Origin of the sequence: Dokdonella sp. (genome assembly GCF_051958935.1) — a bacterium.
Classification (GTDB): Bacteria; Pseudomonadota; Gammaproteobacteria; order Xanthomonadales; family Rhodanobacteraceae; genus Dokdonella_A.
This window is the reverse complement of the sequence record NZ_JBQCFP010000170.1, coordinates 1-15,093: the sequence shown is the minus strand read 5'-3', so window position 1 is coordinate 15,093 and position 15,093 is coordinate 1. Positions and strand designations below refer to the sequence as shown.

Annotated in this window: 14 protein-coding genes and 1 pseudogene; 3 read left to right on the top strand and 12 right to left on the bottom strand. The window is 69.6% G+C overall.

Annotated features, from left to right (window positions below):
- The 6 genes and pseudogenes from ACTHK2_RS16125 to ACTHK2_RS16100 all read right to left on the bottom strand — a co-directional run.
- A pseudogene (locus ACTHK2_RS16125) lies at positions 1–356 on the bottom strand (hypothetical protein); the annotation flags it as partial.
- An 85-nt stretch (positions 357–441) separates the two neighbouring features.
- A complete protein-coding gene (locus tag ACTHK2_RS16120) occupies positions 442–1,740 on the bottom strand; it encodes an acetylglutamate kinase (RefSeq protein ID WP_440246739.1) in 1,299 nt (432 codons plus the stop codon).
- A 115-nt stretch (positions 1,741–1,855) separates the two neighbouring features.
- Positions 1,856–2,950 carry an acetylornithine deacetylase gene (locus ACTHK2_RS16115; RefSeq protein WP_440246738.1) on the bottom strand — a complete coding sequence of 365 codons (1,095 nt, stop codon included), beginning with the start codon at positions 2,948–2,950 and terminating at the stop codon, positions 1,856–1,858.
- A complete protein-coding gene (locus tag ACTHK2_RS16110; RefSeq protein WP_440246737.1) occupies positions 2,947–4,200 on the bottom strand; it encodes an argininosuccinate synthase in 1,254 nt (417 codons plus the stop codon). The genes ACTHK2_RS16115 and ACTHK2_RS16110 overlap by 4 nt, the downstream gene beginning before the upstream one ends.
- Before the next feature lie 40 nt (positions 4,201–4,240).
- Positions 4,241–5,296 (bottom strand): N-acetylornithine carbamoyltransferase, encoded by a 1,056-nt coding sequence (locus ACTHK2_RS16105; RefSeq protein WP_440246736.1) that lies wholly within the window; start codon positions 5,294–5,296, stop codon positions 4,241–4,243.
- A 346-nt stretch (positions 5,297–5,642) separates the two neighbouring features.
- Positions 5,643–6,182 (bottom strand): glycine zipper 2TM domain-containing protein, encoded by a 540-nt coding sequence (locus tag ACTHK2_RS16100; protein WP_440246735.1) that lies wholly within the window; start codon positions 6,180–6,182, stop codon positions 5,643–5,645.
- 249 nt (positions 6,183–6,431) lie between these two features.
- On the opposite strand from ACTHK2_RS16100, the gene cysS reads away from it, so the two are divergent.
- From cysS to ACTHK2_RS16085, 3 genes are all read left to right on the top strand, one after another.
- Entirely contained in the window at positions 6,432–7,814 is a 1,383-nt protein-coding gene (gene cysS / locus ACTHK2_RS16095) for a cysteine--tRNA ligase (RefSeq protein WP_440246734.1), read from the top strand.
- A complete protein-coding gene (locus ACTHK2_RS16090) occupies positions 7,811–8,251 on the top strand; it encodes a SufE family protein (protein ID WP_440246733.1) in 441 nt (146 codons plus the stop codon). The genes cysS and ACTHK2_RS16090 overlap by 4 nt, the downstream gene beginning before the upstream one ends.
- A 145-nt stretch (positions 8,252–8,396) precedes the next feature.
- Positions 8,397–10,295 (top strand): patatin-like phospholipase family protein, encoded by a 1,899-nt coding sequence (locus ACTHK2_RS16085; RefSeq protein ID WP_440246731.1) that lies wholly within the window; start codon positions 8,397–8,399, stop codon positions 10,293–10,295.
- A 32-nt stretch (positions 10,296–10,327) separates the two neighbouring features.
- On the opposite strand, the gene ACTHK2_RS16080 is transcribed toward ACTHK2_RS16085, so the two are convergent.
- From ACTHK2_RS16080 to ACTHK2_RS16055, 6 genes are all read right to left on the bottom strand, one after another.
- Entirely contained in the window at positions 10,328–11,251 is a 924-nt protein-coding gene (locus ACTHK2_RS16080) for a ketopantoate reductase family protein (protein ID WP_440246730.1), read from the bottom strand.
- Between the two features lie 4 nt (positions 11,252–11,255).
- Positions 11,256–11,606, bottom strand: coding sequence for a PilZ domain-containing protein (locus ACTHK2_RS16075; RefSeq protein WP_331648731.1), 351 nt, complete (start codon positions 11,604–11,606; stop codon positions 11,256–11,258).
- Positions 11,607–11,725: 119 nt separating this feature from the next.
- Positions 11,726–12,694: a DNA polymerase III subunit delta' gene (gene holB / locus ACTHK2_RS16070; RefSeq protein ID WP_440246729.1), complete on the bottom strand. Its 969-nt coding sequence runs from the start codon at positions 12,692–12,694 to the stop codon at positions 11,726–11,728.
- On the bottom strand, positions 12,691–13,323 hold the full coding sequence (tmk, locus tag ACTHK2_RS16065; protein WP_440246728.1) for a dTMP kinase: 633 nt from the start codon (positions 13,321–13,323) through the stop codon (positions 12,691–12,693). Before tmk ends, holB begins: the two co-directional genes overlap by 4 nt.
- Positions 13,320–14,378 (bottom strand): endolytic transglycosylase MltG, encoded by a 1,059-nt coding sequence (gene mltG / locus ACTHK2_RS16060; protein WP_440246727.1) that lies wholly within the window; start codon positions 14,376–14,378, stop codon positions 13,320–13,322. Before mltG ends, tmk begins: the two co-directional genes overlap by 4 nt.
- Before the next feature lie 67 nt (positions 14,379–14,445).
- Positions 14,446–15,093, bottom strand: a 648-nt coding sequence (locus tag ACTHK2_RS16055; RefSeq protein WP_440246726.1) for a chorismate-binding protein, incomplete at its 5' end; no start/stop codon positions are given.

Below are 15,093 nucleotides of genomic sequence, written 5' to 3'. Positions count from 1 at the left end.
TCGGCCGAAAGATCGACGATCACGCTGTCGGGCCTCGCCGCGTCGATCGCCGTGACGAGTTGCGCCGACTTGCCGTTCGGGAGCGCGAGCACGACCGCATCCGCGCCCTTCGCCGCGACGTCCTCGTGCGCGAGGTTTTCGTAGCGCAGGTCGCCCGCGAACTCGGCGACATGATCGCGCACCGGCTGCCCCGCAAGCTCGCGCGAAGACACGAACGTAAGCGCCAGCCCCGGATGCGCCGCGACGAGCCGGATCAACTCAGCCCCGGTGTGCCCGCGCGCGCCGACGATACCAATGGTTCGCTTCAAGATCTTCTCCCAAAAGGAATTGATTGAAACTCCGAGCACACTGGGCACGCGAAGGAAAAGAGGTGCTTTGCCGTGTGCTCTTGCTCTTCTTCGTGTGCTCGGTGTGCTTCGTGTTTCAAGCTTTTGCTCCTGCTCAATCGACCAGCGTCGGCGCACGTTCGCGACAGTGCGCGACGCAGCGTTCGATCGCATCGAAACCGTCGAGGCCGTACCAGAACACCTTCCATTTCGCGAGCTTGATGCAGCCGTCGCTCTCGGCGAAGTAGAACGGGTTGACCGGGTTGCCACGACGCGAGCGCCAGAACAGCCGCGGTGTTTCCTCGCGCATGACCTGCCACACCGCGCGGCCGAGGCCTTCGCCCTGCGCGTCGTCGAGCACGGCGAACTTGTCGAGGTAGATCTCGCCCCCCTCGTCGGTGAGGATCACCGCGGCGCGGTAATTCTCGCTGACGTAGGCGCGCAGGAGGCGCGTGCGCTCGAAGTAGTCCGGCAGCAGGCGGCGGCCGAATGCGGACTCGACGAGCTTCTTCAGGCGCGCGCGATCGAGCTCGTCCCAGCACGTCACGCGCAGCACGCGCTCGCCGCGCCGGACCAGCGTGCCCGAGCCCTTGTGCGTGAACAGCTCCTTGGCAAGCTCGGCCGGGCGCGTGATCGACACCGACGAAGACAGCGGCAGGCCGTCGAGCAGGTCCTTGATCTGCTCGAGCTTCACGCGCATGCCGCCATTGATCCACGGCTGCGCGCGCAGGTGCTCGTATTCGGTCGACAGGTTGATCGAATCGATGAGCTTGCCGTGTTCGTCGAGCAGGCCGCCGGTGCCGGTCAGGAACACGATCTTGTACGGCTGCAGCACCTGCACGAGTTCGTTCGCGGCGAAGTCGGCATTGACGTTGACGATCTGCCCCTCGCGGGTCTCGGCGAGCGAAGCGATGACCGGGATCGAGCCGACCTTGATCGCGGCCTGGATGCCGTCGGTGTCGATGCGCACGACCTTGCCGACGAGGCCATAGACGTCGCGGTCGAGGAACTCGGCTTCGAACACGCCGGACTGGATCGACGTCGCGCGCACGCCCTGCGCCTGCAATGCCTCGACCAGGCGCAGGTTTTCCTGGCGCATGACCTGGCGCACCACGGCGAGCACGGCCGCGTCGGTCACGCGCAGGTTGTCGACGGTGCGCTTCTCGATGCCTGCTTCCTTCATGCGCTCGTCGAGCTGCGGCCCCGCGCCATGCACGACGATCGGCGTGAGGCCGACCTGCTGCAGGAACGCGAGCGAGGACACCAGCGCGTCGAGTTCGTCGCGCAGGATCGCGCCGCCGACCTTGACCACGGCGAAGCGCGCCGCATCGAGCTGCGAGAAGCGCTTAAGGTACTGCTGGATCTCCTTCGTGCTGGCCATGTTGGACAGCAGCCGGACGATCGTCGTGCGCATGTCGGTCATCGTCAGCGGGCGCTCAGCGAACGCATGGCGGAAGCGCCCCCCGATCGTCCGGGCGGGCGGTCGCGGGCGCGATGGCATGGTCGGCGCGGATCAGGGCATTCATGGCTCAGTGCTCCAGCAGGCGTTGGTAGGTGGCCGCCGCGGCGGCGAGTTGATCGAGCGCGACCCATTCGTCGGCGGCGTGCGCCTGGGCAATGTCGCCCGGGCCGTAGACGATCGCGGTGAGGCCGGCGGCGGAGAACAGCGAGGCCTCGGTCCAGAAATCGACCGCGTTGCCGATCGGCAGCTCGAGCGCATCGGCGAGGTCGCGCGCCTCGAGGCGGCGGCGTTCGGCATCGGCGACGCCGCCGGCCGGCAGCGACGGGCCGCGGAACGTCTCCTCGTAGCGTTCGATCGCACCGGCCTCGGCGAGGGCGGCGAAGCGCTCGTGCAGCGCGTCGATCGACATCGAAGGCAACGGGCGCACGCCGAAGCGGACGTCCGCCGACGGCGCGATCATGTTCGCCTTGATGCCGCCTTCGATGCGGCCGATATTGAAGCGCAGCCCAGTGAGGCCGCCGAAGCGCGCGTGCGCCTGCGCCTCGACGAAGTCGAGCGCGGCGTCGCCCCATCGTACCGCCTGGTGCAGTGCACTCGCGTGCAGCGCCTGCGCACCTGACGCATGGCCGGCGACGCCGCGGAAGGTCATGCGCACGGAACTGATGCCCCGATGCGCGAGCACGGCTTCGCCGAGCGTGGGTTCGGCGACGACCGCTTCGTTGAAGCCATGGTCGCGCGCAAGAAACGCCGCAATGCAGCGCGCATCGTTTGCTTCCTCGTCGGTCGTGAACAGGAACGCCGCATCGCCGCGCGTCACCGCCGCCGCGGCAAGCAGGCAGGCCGCGGCACCCTTGATGTCGCATGCACCGAGGCCGATCGCGCGCTCGTCCGTGACGCGCAGGCGTTGCGGATCGGCGCTCCACGCGGGCGAAGCGGGCACGGTGTCCATGTGCACGTTGAACACGCGCCGCGGCGCCCCACGCACGGCGAGCATCGACACCGCGCCCGCACCGTGGTCGGTCACGTCGATGCGGAAGCCCGGCAACTGCGCGCGCAGGTAGTCGAACACGCCGCCGGTGCCGATTTCGCGCGGCGGATTGCGCGTGTCGAAACCGACGAGTGCGTCGAGATGGCCGAGCGCATGCGCAAGCAAGGTGCTCACGGCCGATTGACCTGCGCCCACACGGTCGAACTCATGCCGAACAGCGTGATGAAACCTTCCGCTTCGGCGACGCCCCAGTCGGCCGACTGCGCGGAGGTCGCGCCCTTGGTCTGCAGGATATGCGTCGACTGCACGGCGACCGCATGCACGCTGCCGCCGTTCGTCTCGAGTGTGACGAGTCCGGTGACCTGGCGCTGCGAACTCCTGAGGTACGCCTCGAGGTCGGCCTTGAGCGGGTCGTAAAAGAAGCCCTCGTAGACGAGCTCGACCCACTTGCGCGCGACCTCGGGCTTGAAGCGGTTCTGCTGCTTGGTCAGCACCGCTTCCTCGAGCGCGCGATGCGCGACGAGCAGCGCGGTGAGACCGGGCGCCTCGTACACGATGCGCCCCTTGAGGCCGATCGTCGTGTCCCCGGTGTAGATGCCGCGGCCGACGCCGTAGTGGGCGAACGCGCGATTGAGTTCACCGAGCAGCACCGGTCCGGGCAGGGTCTGGTCGTCGACGAGCACGGCTTCGCCGTCCTCGAAGCCGATCGTCACGCGCATCGGCTGCGGCGGCCATTCCGCACGTGGCTTGCACCAGCCCTGCGCGCCCTCGCCTGGCGCTTCCCAGCGGTCGATCTCGCCGCCCGACATCGTCACGCCGAGCAGGTTCTCGTTGATCGTGTAGTGCTTCTGCTTCGCGCGCACGGTGAAGCCGCGCTCCTCGAGGTAGGCCTGCTCGTAGGCGCGCGTTTGCGTGTGCTCCTTCTGGATCTCGCGGATCGGTGCGACGATCCGGTAGTCGCCGAGCGCCTTCACCGCGAGATCGAAGCGCACCTGGTCGTTGCCCATGCCGGTGCAGCCGTGCGCGATCGTGCGCGTGCCGAGTTCGTGCGCGCGGCGCACCGCCGCGTCGACGATGAGATAGCGGTCCGACACGAGCAGCGGATACTGCCCCTGGTAACCCTCGCCGGCCCAGACGAACGGCTTGACGAAGCCGTTCCAGATCGCCGGCCCGCCGTCGACCGTCACGTGCGAGGCGACGCCGAGCTCGCGCGCGCGCTGCTCGATGTACTCGCGCTCCTCGAAATCGACACCGCCGGTATCGGCGAACACGGTGTGCACGTCCCAGCCGCGCTCCTTGAGCCAAGGCACGCAGAAACTCGTGTCCAACCCCCCGGAGAACGCCAGGACGATGTCCCGGCGTTCTCCGGAGGCGGGATTCGGGATTCGGGATTGGGGATTGGAAGAAGCAGGTTGCGACGACATGGAAAATCTCGCTCTGGTTGTATTTCGTGGTTTTTCCGAATCAACAATCCCGAATCGCCAATCCCGGTTGCGCGACCAGCGCAGCCATCACCGCCTTCTGCACATGCAGGCGGTTCTCCGCTTCGTCGATCGCGATGCACGCGGGCGAATCCATCACCGCGTCGGTCGCCTTGACGTTGCGGCGCAGCGGCAGGCAATGGCTGAACACGCCGCGGTCGGTGAGCGCCATCTTGCGTTCGTCGACGATGAAATGCCGGTGCGCGTCGCGGATCGGCTTTTCATCGGCCCAGCGCCCGAAGTACGGCAGCGCGCCCCAGCTCTTGGCGTAGACGACGTGCGCACCGCGATAGGCCTCGTCGGGATCGTGGCTGACGCGCAGGGAGCCACCGTTCGCGGCGACGTTCGCGCGCGCGAAATCCATGTAGCGCGCATCGAGCACGTAGTCGGGCGTCGGGCACAACAGGGTCACGTCCATGCCATAGCGCGTGGCGATCTGCAGCGCGGAGTTGGCGACCGCGGTGTTGAGCGGCCTGGGGTGGTAGGTCCAGGTCAGCACGTACTTCCTGCCGCGCAGGGCCTCGGCACGATCGTCGCCCTCCCCGGTCGCGCCGAAGTGCTGCTGCAGCGCGAGGATGTGCGCGAGTTCCTGCATCGGGTGCGTGATCGTCTCCATGTTGATCACGGGCACGGTCGCGTGCTTCGCGAAGGACCGGATCACCCGATCCTCGCGGTCGATCGACCAGTCCTGGAATTTCGGGAACGCGCGCACGCCGATGAGGTCGACGTAGCGCGACAGCACGCGCGCGACTTCGGCGACGTGCTCCTCGGCCTCGCCATCCATGACCCTGCCCAGCTCGAACTCGATCGGCCACGCGTCCTTGCCGGGCGCGAGCACGATCGCATGGCCCCCGAGCTGGAACGCGCCGAGCTCGAAACTCGTGCGCGTGCGCATCGATGGATTGAAGAACAGCAATGCGATCGACTTGCCGGCGAGCTCGCGCCCCGCTTTCGTGCGCTTGAATGCGGCCGCCTGCGCGAGCAATGCGTCGAGCTCGGGGCGGGACCAGTCCTGGGTACTGAGGAAATGTCGGATCATCGGGCGCTCGGGGTTGGGGAGGGCGCCGAGTCACCAAAAACAAAAAACCCGGCGCGGGGGCCGGGTTCTCGTCGATTCTTTTTCAGAAACGCGCGACAGCTACCCGGCGGAATGGCACGGTTCCGGTCGACGCGCGCGCGACGTCATGCCAGCGGCCATGCGGGAGCTGGTGACGATCTGCGGCTGGGCGGCGATTCGGGTCATCGTATCCACGGGTGGGAAGGTCGCTTGCTGCGATGGACCTTAGCGGCAAACCTGTTGCGGCGCAATACGCCGAGGCAGGAATGTCGACGCAAACCAACAAAAAGCCGGGCTTGGGCCCGGCCTTCGCGTTCCTGTGTCCGCCCTACTCGGCCGGCTCGATGCTCACGCGCACGCGCAAGCGGTCGCCCGGGTCGTAGTTGAGGCGCGACATGTAGACGTCGCCGCGGTAGCGGTACTGCACGTCGTAGGCGACCACGCGGTTTTCCTGCGCGCCGTCGTCGACGACGTGGCAATGACGCTCGACACCTTCGACGTAACGGTCGTCGCCGCGCGCGACGTTGTTGCCGACCGCGCCGCCCACGACGGCTCCGGCAACCGTGGCCGCGCGGCGACCGTCGCCCTTGCCGACCGTGCTGCCGAGCACGCCGCCGACGATCGCGCCGAGCACCGTGCCCGCCGCGCGATTGCCGTTGTCGACGCGCCGTTCGACCGGCACATCGTCGCAGACTTCACGAGGACTGCTGACGCGCACCCGGTCGTAGATCGGATCCACGCGCAACACGTCCGCCCATGCGACCTTGACGTTGTCCCCCGCGCCCGCCTCATCCGTGACGTAGCCACGCTCCTGCGCGCCGACCTGGGTTCCCGCCAGGAGCAACGCTACCGCCACCATCACTTTCATGCTGCCTCCACCTGAAGTGACTGCGCACGCCGATCGCTCGCCGGCTCCTTTCCGCTGCGCAGTCCATTGGTCCATGGGCGCCATTACAGCAGCCGATCGCTGAACCCAGCCCTAAGCCTTTCCTACGGCTGACAAAATGCCGCGGAGCACGCGAACAGGGGGAGGTTCCTGCCTGCCGCCGCCCGCTCGGCTTTCGGGGATCAGCCGACGCGCGCTGCTATCATCCGGGGTCCACCGAGGCCCCGACCGATGCCGCTCCGATTCCACAACAGCCTGACCCGCCGCACCGAAGACTTCGTGCCCGCCGACCCGCAGCGCGTGACGATGTACCTGTGCGGCCCGACGGTCTACAACTACGTGCACATCGGCAATGCACGTGGCCCGGTCGTCTTCGACGTGCTGACCCGGTTGCTGCGCCGCCATTACCCGCGCCTGGTGTTCGCGCGCAACATTACCGACGTCGACGACAAGATCAATGCTGCGGCGCAAGAACAGGGCGTACCGATCACGACGATCACCGACAAGTACGCCGCGATCTACCGCCAGGACATGGGCCGCCTCGGCGTCGCCCCGCCCGATGTCGAACCGCATGCGACCGGCCACATCGACGAGATCATCGCGATGATCGGGCAGCTCATTGCCGGCGGGCACGCGTACGCGGCTGAAGGCCACGTGCTGTTCTCGGTCGCGAGCTATGCCGATTACGGCAAGCTGTCGCGCCGACCGGTCGACGAGATGATCGCGGGTGCTCGCATCGACGTCGCGCCGTACAAGCGCGACCCGGGCGATTTCGTGTTGTGGAAGCCGTCGACGCCCCAGCAGCCGGGCTGGGCCTCTCCCTGGGGCGTCGGCCGCCCGGGCTGGCACATCGAGTGCTCGGCGATGGCCGCGGCGCACCTCGGCGAAACGATCGACATCCACGCCGGCGGCAACGATCTCATGTTTCCTCACCACGAGAACGAGATCGCGCAGAGCACCTGCGCGCACGGCGGCAGGATCTTCGCGCGCTACTGGCTGCACAACGGCATGCTCGACTTCGGCGGCGCGAAGATGTCGAAGTCGCTCGGCAACGTCTGCGTGCTGCACGAACTGCTCGACAAATACCCGCCCGAGGCGCTGCGCTACGCGCTGCTGAGCGCGCACTACCGCCAGCCGCTCGACTGGTCCGACGCGCTCGTCGAACAGAGCATCCGCACGCTCGATCGCCTGTACGGCACGTTGCGCGGCCTCGTCGACATCGATGTCGGCACGGGCACGGTGACGCCTGAGATCGAGGCGGCGCTCTGCGACGACCTCAACACGCCCGAAGCCCTCGCCGTGATCGCGCGCCTCGCCGGCGAAGCGCGTGCGGCGGCGACCGACGATGCGCGGCGCAGCGCCAAGGCGGCGCTGCTCGGTGCAGCCGGCCTGCTCGGCATCCTGCAGCAGGACCCGGAAGCCTGGTTCAAGCAGGCCGCCGGCGGACCGGCGCTCGACGAGGCGGAAATCCAGCGCCTGGTCGACCGGCGCGTCGCCGAAAAGAAGGCGCGCAATTTCGCCGAAGCCGACCGCATCCGCGAGCAGTTGCTCGCGATGGGCGTGGTCATCGAGGACACGGCGCAGGGACCGCGCTGGAAAGCAGCAAACCGATGAGCGTGCGCACCGAGCCCGCCGAAGCGAGCGCCGAAGCGGCGCAGGCCGCGATCGCCGAGGAATTCGCGTTCTTCGGCGACTGGACCGAACGCTACCAGTACCTCATCGACCTTGGCCGCAAGCTGCCGCCGTTCCCCGACGCGCTCAAGCGAGACGAATTCAAGGTGAGCGGCTGCCAGTCGCAGGTGTGGCTGGTGCCCTCGGGCGATGCGCAGCGCCTCGATTTCCAGGCGATCAGCGACTCGTCGATCGTCTCGGGTCTGATCGCCTTGCTGCTGCGCGTGTACTCAGGCCGCCCGGCCGCGGAAATCATCGCGACAGAGCCGCGCTTCATCGAGGCGATCGGCCTCGCCCGGCATCTCTCGCCCACGCGCTCGAACGGCCTCGCGGCGATGCTTGCGAAGGTCAAGCAGTACGCCCAGGAAGCCACGGCCTGACGGCGCGATCCGCGTACCCGCGCGCCCCGCTGTACGCCCCAACGCATCGACCCGGCCAGGCGTCGGCTCGCCCCGCCCCGTCTTCCCGGGCGCGCAGCGATGGCGGGCCGACTGCTAAGCTTGTTGCGTCTCACAGGGGGAGGCGATGGACAAGAAGACCGTGCTTTCCGGCAGCCCGCTGTTCCGCGACATCGCGCCGGATGCGCTCGCCGCGATCGCCGACCGTTTCGACGTCGAGGAACTGCGCGGCGGACGCGTGCTGTTCCGCGAAGGCGACCTGCCGGACTATCTCTACGTCGTGGCGACCGGCCGCCTGCAGGCGCAGCACGCGGACGGCGTCGTCATCGGCGAGATCGGGCGTGGCCAGCCGGTCGGCGAAATGGCCCTGCTGTCGGGCGAGACGCGCGGCGCAGACGTGATCGCCCTGCGCGATTCGCTGCTGCTCAGGATCAACCGCATGGCGCTGCTCGACATCGTCTCGCGCCATCCGTCGGCGCTGCTCTCGCTGTGCGCGACGATCGCCCGCCGCAGCCGCCGCAGTGCGCGCGGCGCGCGCCTCGACTCGGCGCGCGGCAACCGCACCATCGCGCTGATCCGCGCGCAGCCGGGCGTGCGCCTCGGCCTCGTCGTCGAACGCCTGCTCGGTGGCATGCGCAAGACCGGCAAGGTCGTGCGCGGCATCGGCGCGGGCGACGTCGACAAGCAGTTCGGCGATGGCGCCGCGCAGACCGCATTCGGCGACGGCGATCGCCACCGCATCATCAGCGCATGGCTCGAACGGCGCGAACTCGCCGGCGGCCACCTCGTGCTCTGGAGCGACGCGAGCGGCGAGCAGTGGACCGAACGCTGCCTGCGCCAATGCGATCGCGTCATCGTCGTCGCCTCGAGCGACGGCGGCCAGCCGGCCGTCGCCCTCGCGCGAACCCTGCGCCAGCACGCGCCGCGCGCGCCGGTCGACCTGCTCGTGCTGCGTCCCGACGGCGCACCCGCGGGCGACGTGCTCGAATGGCGCGTGCTGTTCGGCGCGCGTTCGCACTACTTCGCCCGCCCCGACGCGCAGGCCGACCACGACGCGATCGCGCGCCAGCTCACCGGCCACGGCCTCGGCGTCGTGCTCGGCGGCGGCGGCGCCCGCGGCTTCGCGCACATCGGACTCGTGCGCGCGATGGAGGAGCTGCAGATCGACGCCGACATCGTCGGCGGCACGAGCATGGGTGCGTTTTTCGCCGGCCTGCATGCCGTCGGCGCGAGCAGCCGCGACATGCTCGCGATCGGCCGCTCCACGTTCGTCGACCGCAACTACCTCAACGACTACGTCTGGCCGAGCGTGTCGCTGATCCGCGGCCGCAAGTTCCTCAAGCGCCTGCGCAGCGTGTTCGGCGACGCGCGCATCGAGGACCTGCGCGTGCCGTATTTCTGCGTCTCGACCAACCTCACGCGCGGGCGCCAGGAAGTGCACGACAGCGGCTCGCTCGCGGTGTGGGTCGGCACGAGCATGTGCGTGCCGGGCATCGCGCCGCCGGTGGCCTGGAACGGCTGCCTGCTCGTCGACGGCGCGATCGCCAACTGCCTGCCGGTCGACGTCATGCACGCGCTCGGCCGCGGCCCGATCATCGCCTCCGACGTCGCCGCCGGCAGCGGCCTCGATGCGCCGGGCGTGGTGGGTCCGGATCCGGAAGCGCTGCTGCACCGGCGCACCAATACTTCGCGCGTGTCGCTGTTCGGCCTTTTGGTGAGTGGCTTCACGCCCGCGCGCGACAACGGTGCCGACGACCTCGCGGACCTGCGCCTGCGCATGCCCGTGCAGGGCGTGCGCACGTTCGGCTGGCGCGAGGTGCAATCGCTGGTCGACCGCAGCTACGAATACGCCCTGGCGGCCCTCAAGGGATTCCTCGACGATCGCGGACGCACGGATCGCGACCGTGCTGAACGGCGCGCACGCGTCGCCGCGCGCGTACGCGAGGCGACTGCGGGCGCAACCGCGGCGCCGGCCGGCGGCGGACGCAGCCGCGAACCCGCCACGCGCTCGCGCTCGACGCGCTGATCGAATCCCGGCGGGGGGGCCGCGTTACCGGACTACGCGGTCGCCGGCCTGCCGTCGCGCGACGCTTCGTAGACGCGCAGGTGCGCGAGCGCGGCCGAGAGCAGCGGCACGTCGAGGTCGAACGCGGAGGCACGGCGACGCAGGTCGCCGAGGATGTGCTCGCACTCGGTGCGCGCGCCGCGCTCGAGATCGCGCAGCATCGATGCCTTCAGCAGCGAGCCCGCCGCGGTGAGGATCGCGCGCGCAGTCGCCACCGCGGCCGCATCGGGCGCATGGCCGCTCGCCGCGGCGACGGCACGGCACTCGTCGTGGAGGCGGGTCATCAACGCGGCGCCACCGGCGGTCGCGACGATGGCGCCTACGCTGTCGCGCATGAGGCAGGTGCCGCCGGCGAGCGTGGCGATGAACGCGAACTTGTCCCACATCGCGTCCATCACGTCGGTTCGCTCGACCACGTGCTCGCCAAGCGCGCGCAATGCCGTGGAAATGCCGCGAGGAACCGGCGCGCCGGAACGATCGCCGAAAGTCAGGCGCTCGAGCGCGCCGAATTGGCGGATCGTGCCGTCGTCCTCGAGCGTGACCGAAATGTGGCAGAGCCCGCCGAGCACGCGCTCGCTGCCGAATGCGCCGTCGAGGGCGTCGAGGTGGGCGAGCCCGTTGAGGAGCGGGAGGATGCGCGTGGACGCGCCGACGGCGGGCCGAATCGCCTCGATCGCCGAGTCGATGTCGTAGGCCTTCGCCGACAGGATGACGAGATCCCAGGGGCCATCGGGCGCGGTCAGTGCGCGTACCGGACGCGAGAAATCGCCGCGCGCAGAGCGAACTCGAAGGCCGTCGCGCGCGAGCATCGCGGCCCGCGCGGGACGCACGAGGAACGTGACGTCCGTGCCCGATTCGATCAGGCGCGCACCGAAGTAGCCGCCGATCGCACCGGCGCCGAGGACGAGGACGCGCACGGGATCACATCGTGTGGGTCGGGCGCTCCTGGCCCATGATGCCGGCGAGGATCGACTCGATCTTCGTGCGCGCGGCTTCGCCGTCCGTCGATTCGTTGAACTGCACGCCGATGCCGGCCATGCGATTGCCCTGCGCGCCGGCCGGGGTGATCCAGACGACCTTGCCGGCCACCGGCAGGCGATCCTTCTCGTCCATCAGCGAGAGCAGGATGAACACCTCGTCGCCGAGGCTGTAGCGCTTGGTGGTCGGCACGAACAGGCCGCCGCCACGCACGAACGGCATGTACGCGTTGAACAGCGCGCCCTTGTCCTTGATCGCGAGCGACAGGATGCCCTGTCGCGGCGCACCGCCCATTGCCGGCGTTGCCATCAGCTACCCCTTTCGATCGTGCGCGTCGGCGACGCGCGCCGCAGACGTGTTTTCCTCCGCCATCCTGCCGCCAATCCGCGAGCCGCGCCGTGCGCCCCGCCGCATCATGCGGGCCTGTCGTCCGCTGACCAGGCGCGCAGCAGCTCCAGCAGCAGCAGATCCGCGCGCACCGTGGTCGTGAGCAGGGCGCGCGCCTGGTTGGCGCGGCCGAACCATGCGGCTAGCTTCGGGATTTCCTCGCGCGCGGTCAAGCCGAGTCGGCCGGCATTGCCGCCCGCGATCGCCTGCGCCTCGTCGCGGGCGAGCACCGCGGCGAACCAGAGGCGTTCCTGCGGCCGGTCCGCGGCCCAGGCTTCGGCCACCTCGGCCGCGCTACGGTGGCCGCGCGCGAGGGCTGCGAGGTCGTCGGCGCAGGCCTTGCGCAGCGGCAGGGTGTCGTCCGCGCTCCAGGCGAGGGCGAGGCCGGGGTTGCCGAGGCTCGCATCGAGCGCGGCCGTCGACGCCGCGGCATCGATGTGTTGGCTGCGCAGCCACGCAAGTGCTTCCTCGCGCGTCGGCGCGCGCACGTCGATGCGCTGGCAGCGGCTGCGGATCGTCGCCGGCAGGCGTGCCGGATCGTCCGCGACGAGCAGCAGGATCGTCGCCCTCGCCGGCTCCTCGAGCGTCTTCAGCAGCGCATTGGCGGCGCTCAGGTTGAGCCGGTCGGCCGGATCGACGAGTGCGAGCTGCAGGCCGCCGAACTGGCTCGACAACGCGAGCCGCTGCGACAGCGCGCGCATCTGGTCGATCGTGATCTCGCTGCGCGGCTTGCCGTCGTCGCGCAGTTCGAACGTGACGCGCGTGAAATCGGGATGACTGCCCGCGGCGAACAGCAGGCAGCCGCGGCAGCGGCCGCAGGCATGGCCGTCGTCGCGGCGCTGTTCGCACAACGCGGCCGCGGCGAGCGCGTTCGCGAGTGCGCGCTTGCCGTAGCCGGCAGGCGCGACGAACAAGAGGCCGTGATGCAGGCGGCCGCGCGCGAGTGCGCCGGCGAGCTGGCGCCACGGTTCGGCGAGCCACGGCTGCAGGCTCATGCGCCGCCCCACCCGGCGATGCAATGATCGACTTCGGCAATCGCCGCCGCACGGACGTCGTCGACGGCGCGGCTCGCGTCGATGACGCGGAAGCGCCGCGGATCGGCCGCGGCGCGTGCGCGATACGCGGCACGCACGCGTTCGAAGAAGTCGCTGTTCTCGCGCTCGATGCGGTCGGCCGCGCCGCGCGCACCCGCGCGGGCGAGGCCCTGTTCGACCGGCAGGTCGAGCAGCAGGGTCAGGTGGGGCACGACCGGCGCGGCCCAGCGCTCGAGTTGGGCAATGCGTTCCAGCGGTTGGCCGCGGCCACCGCCCTGGTAGGCGTAGCTCGCATCGGTGTAGCGATCCGACAGCACCCAGCGCCCGGCCGCGAGCGCGGGCTGGATGCGTTCGCGCACGAGCTGCGCGCGCGCGGCGAACATCAGCAGCAGCTCGCTCTCGGCGCAGATGCCGTGCCGCGCGGGATCGAGCACGAGCGCGCGTACCGCCTCGCCGAACGCGGTACCGCCGGGCTCGCGCGTGACGTCGACCTCGATGCCGTGGTGTTCGAGACGCTCGCGCACCGCGGCGAGCACGGTGCTCTTGCCGGCGCCCTCGCCACCTTCGAGCGTGATCAGGCGTCCCTTCATTGCGAGCGGTGCAGCTGGTACTTCTGCACGGCACGATTGTGCGCGTCGAGCGTCGGCGAGAACTCGTGGCTGCCGTCGCCGCGCGCGACGAAGTAGAGCGCGTCGCCCGGCGCCGGATGCAGCACGGCCTGCAACGCGACGCTGCCCGGCAGCGCGATCGGCGTCGGCGGCAGGCCGTCGCGCGTGTAGGTGTTGAACGGGGTATCGGTCTCGAGGTCGCTGCGGCGGAAGTTGCCCGCGTAGTTCTCGCCCATGCCGTAGATCACGGTCGGATCGGTCTGCAGGCGCATGCCGAACTTGAGGCGGCGCACGAACACGCCGGCGATCTGCGGCCGCTCGGCCGGGCGCGCGGTTTCCTTCTCGACGATCGAGGCGAGGATCAACGCCTCGTACGGCGAGGCGAGCTTGACGTCGGCCGAACGCTGCGGCCAGAGCTCGTCGAGCGTCTTCTTCATAGCCGCGTGCGCGCGTTGCAACACGTCGAAATCCGACTCGCCCTTCACGAACGAATAGGTTTCCGGCAGGAACCAGCCTTCCGGCTTGCCGCCTTCGATCGCGAGGCGGCGCGCAATCTCTTCGTCGCTGCTGCCCGGCAGGGTCTGTTGCAGCCCCGCCTCGTTGGCGAGTGCGAGGCGCAGCTGGCGGAACGTCCAGCCATCCACGATCGTGAAGCGGTGCTGCACGACCTCGCCCGCGGCCATGCGCCGCAGCAGCTCGCGCGGCGTGATGCCTTGCGGCAGGGCGTACTCACCCGCATGCAGGCGGCCGGCGACGCCGAGTTCGCGACCGAGCGCGCGCCAGTAGACCATCATGCGGAAATCGCGCGCGACGATGCCGATGCGCCGGAGCTCGGCGACGATCTGCGGATAGCTCGCGCCACGCGGAACGTCGACGGTCGCCGCATCGCCCGCGACCGGCAAAGCGGCACTCGTGTAACGCTGGTAGTCGAACCACGCCGCGGCGCCGCCACCGACGAGGGCGGCCAGCACGAGCGCGAACAATACGCGCAGGACGGCGCCGCCTTGCGGGCGACGGAACGATCGTTCGAACGGCATCACGGACGGCATCCGGGCAGCGTAACCGGATTCGGTACGCGCTTGAAGCGGGCCGCGTGGAAGCGGCTCACGCATCGAGCGCCCGCAGCAGGCCGCGCGCCTTGGCCCGCGTCTCCTCGAGTTCGCGCGGCGCCTCGGAGTCGGTCACGATGCCGGCGCCGGCGCGGAACGAAATGGCCTCGCCGTGCAGGGTCAGCGTGCGGATCAGGATGTTGAGGTCGAGGTCGCCGCTGCGATCGAGATAACCGAGCGAACCGGTGTACGCGCCGCGGCCGACACCTTCGAGCGCGGCGATGATCTGCATGCAGCGCACCTTGGGGCAACCGGTGATCGTGCCGCCCGGGAATACCGCGCGCACCACCTGCCCCGGCGTCACGCCGGCGCGGAGTTCGCCGCGCACGTTCGAGACGATGTGGTGGACGTGCGCGTAGCTCTCGATCGCCATGAGCTCATCGACCTCGACGCTGCCCGGCCTGCAGACGCGACCGAGGTCGTTGCGCTCGAGGTCGATCAGCATCACGTGCTCGGCGCGCTCCTTCGGGTGTCCGGCGAGCTCGCGGATGCGCGCCGCGTCGTCGTCACCGTGCGTGCGCGGCCGCGTGCCGGCGATCGGGCGCGTCTGTGCGTGGCTGCCGCGCACTTCGACCAGCCGTTCGGGCGAGGAGCTCACCACCGACCATCCGGGTTGCTGCAACAGTCCGGCAAACGGCGCGGG